The organism is Nocardia cerradoensis NBRC 101014, from assembly GCF_000308535.1.
Classification (GTDB): domain Bacteria; phylum Actinomycetota; class Actinomycetes; order Mycobacteriales; family Mycobacteriaceae; genus Nocardia; species Nocardia cerradoensis.
Map to the genome: position 1 here is coordinate 1 of NZ_BAFW01000108.1, position 1,387 is coordinate 1,387.

The window sequence follows — 1,387 nt, forward strand, 5'->3', positions numbered from 1 at the left end:
GGCCGTAACCGAGCGGAACCTTCGGCTTCCACGCGGTTCGCTCCGGATTGAGCGTGCCGTCGACCCGTTTGCCTTCTTCGTTGGTCAACGTCACATCCGTGAGGATGCCGTCGGTTGCGCTCACCTCGATGGTGCCGAGCGGATCGACGTCGGCACTACCCGTGGCCGGGACCATCGCAATGGCCGGCGCGGCGGGCCCCGGAGTGCCGCGCGTCGGATTCGACGCCGGCTCCGGGGATGACGAGCACGCGGCCATCAGCGCCGTCACCAGGGCGATAGCTCCCAGCGCAACACTGAATCGGCAGCGGCGAGTGGACATGGTGTCTCCTGCGTTCGACGTGCGCCTGAGCAAGCCCTCGCAGCGCACCAATCGCCTTACTGTCTCGGTACGTAGTTTACGGGGCTTTTTCAGGTGCTTGCACCTCGGTGGTGTTGCCCCGTGTTTACGCATCGTGGTCCCGGGTACTCCAGTTACTGTTGTGTGCCCAGCGGGCGCTCAGGGACCGATCGGCCGGCGCGCCCGGCGTCGTGTGGTCCGCCACCGATGTCTGTTAGGGATGTGTGGTTATGAGAGAACGGTGCGAGACCACAGGCTGCGCGGCCGCTCGCACCGCTGACGAACGGACGGGTCGGGGAACCACGCTCCGATGACGCGCAGCTGGACGAGGTGTAGCGATGAGTGCAAATTTGATGATCGTAGAGGACGACGACCGGGTTCGCAGTGCGCTGCGACTGGCCATGGAGGACGAAGGCTACGACGTCGCCGAGGCCGAGGAGGCCGAGGATGCGCTCGAACATCTGCGTGACAACGGCGCACCGGATGTGATGATCGTGGATCTGATGCTGGGGGAGATGGACGGATTCACCTGTATACGTGAGATTCGTCGCGATCACGACGTGCCGATCATCGTGGTCAGCGCGCGGGACGACACCCATGACGTGGTGGCCGCGCTGGAGGCCGGCGCCGACGATTTCGTCACCAAGCCGTTCGAGATCAAGGAGATCACCGCCCGGATGCGGGCCCTGCGCCGCCGCGCCCAGCAGACCGTGGAGCCGCCCGCCCCGCAGGAGATCGTGCTCGACGCCTATCCCGAAGCGCCGCTGGTGCTTTCGGCCGACGGCGGTACCGTCCACCGCGGCGACGAGGAGTTGCACCTCACCCTCACCGAATTCCGGTTGCTGTGTGAACTGGCCGAGACCCCCGGCCGGGTGCTGTCGCGCAGCGTCCTGCTCGAAAGGGTCTGGGACCGTGGGTTCTTCGGTGACGAGCGAATCGTGGACGTGCACGTGCGGCGGCTGCGGACCAAGATCGAGCGCGACCCGTCGGAGCCGGCGATCGTGGTAACCGTGCGCGGGCTCGGCTACCGCCTCGATGTGCAGCGCTAGA

2 protein-coding genes are annotated in these 1,387 nt (G+C 66.3%); one reads left to right on the forward strand and one right to left on the reverse strand.

Annotated features, from left to right (window positions below):
• Positions 1–268: Ig-like domain-containing protein (locus ON23_RS11595; RefSeq protein WP_039778109.1), on the reverse strand; the 268-nt coding region annotated here is incomplete at its 3' end.
• A gap of 407 nt (positions 269–675) precedes the next feature.
• Here ON23_RS11595 and ON23_RS11600 point away from each other — a divergent pair.
• Positions 676–1,386 carry a response regulator transcription factor gene (locus ON23_RS11600; RefSeq protein ID WP_036503729.1) on the forward strand — a complete coding sequence of 237 codons (711 nt, stop codon included), beginning with the start codon at positions 676–678 and terminating at the stop codon, positions 1,384–1,386.
• Position 1,387 lies beyond the last annotated feature (1 nt).

Excerpts from the sequence above, each read along its gene's own strand:
- ON23_RS11600 (WP_036503729.1), top strand. The coding sequence starts at position 676 with ATGAGTGCAAATTTGATGATCGTAGAGGACGACGACCGGGTTCGCAGT.